1 protein-coding gene is annotated in these 1,053 nt (G+C 70.6%); it reads right to left on the bottom strand.

The features are described from left to right. Positions 1-227 precede the first annotated feature (227 nt). Positions 228-935: a hypothetical protein gene (locus AOK15_RS34830; protein ID WP_055522301.1), complete on the bottom strand. Its 708-nt coding sequence runs from the start codon at positions 933-935 to the stop codon at positions 228-230. Positions 936-1,053: the final 118 nt, after the last annotated feature.

Raw genomic sequence — 1,053 nt, 5'->3', positions numbered from 1 at the left:
GGGGGTGCGGCGGGCGGGGGCCAGGGCGCGGACCGCGTCGGCGGCCCCGGCGGCGTCGAACGGATGCCGACGGGGGTCGACGTCGTCCCAGGTCAGGGTCCTGGGGTTCAGTATGGGGTTGTAAGTCATCGCGCACATGTTCTGGTGGGACCGGCTTCGCCTCAACCCAATTTCCGCACGGGGCGGGCCCGTGCGCGGGGCCCGCCCCTTCTGCCCGTACGGCGGGGTCAGCTTCCGACGGTCCTGAACGTCGTCGCCGTGCCGTGGTCGCCCAGGCCGGTCAGCACCTGGAGCTTCTTGATCGGCTTGGTGCCCGCGCTCTTGAAGCGGGGCGTGGCCGTCCAGTTGGTGACGGCGTCCAGCATGTTCGCCTCGGGGCCGAACGTCGTCGCCCCGGCCTTGACGGTGAACGCGGCGTTGAAGTTGGTGCCCTTGTGGCCCGACTTCCGGCCCTTGCCGGTGATCATGCCGTCCTTGCCGGTCTCGTAGGACAGCGTGGTCGTGGCGCTGGTGACCGGGATGTCGAAGATCCGCTCGGTCGCCGTGACGGACAGGCTGATCGTCTTCGTGGACTTCGCCGTACGGGACGCGGCGACGGTGGTGCTCGTGAAGGTGACGTCCCTGTTGTAGCGGACGGTCTTCGTCTTCGCCTTGCTCGGGATGTCACCGGTCTGCGTGATGCCGAACGCCTTGAACACGCGGGCGTTCTGCAGATAGCCGACGAACGCCCGCTGTTTGGGCGCGGGCAGCCTGCTGAACGCCTTGAGTGTGGGGCCGCCGCCGGGCGCCCTCTTCAGCCATGTCTTGTAGGCGTCCACGGTCAGCTGCGACGGCGCGGCGGGCGCGGTGTCGGCGGCGAGCGCCTGGCCCGAGCCGCCGAGCAGGGCCACGGAGGCCGCTGCGGCCACGGCGGTCGCGGTGATGCGGTTGCGCACGGTGGAATCTCCTCGTCACACGGGTCGCCGCACCGCCCGCACGGGCTCATGTCCCGTGCGGGGTACGGCAGTTGCCCGGAAGTCGTCCTGGGGTCGCGACGAACGTACGGGCGGGCGG

Source organism: Streptomyces ossamyceticus, from assembly GCF_001418475.1.
In the GTDB taxonomy this organism is placed as follows: domain Bacteria; phylum Actinomycetota; class Actinomycetes; order Streptomycetales; family Streptomycetaceae; genus Streptomyces; species Streptomyces ossamyceticus.
Note: the sequence above shows the minus strand (reverse complement) of the source record. Positions and strands in the feature narration are given on the sequence as shown.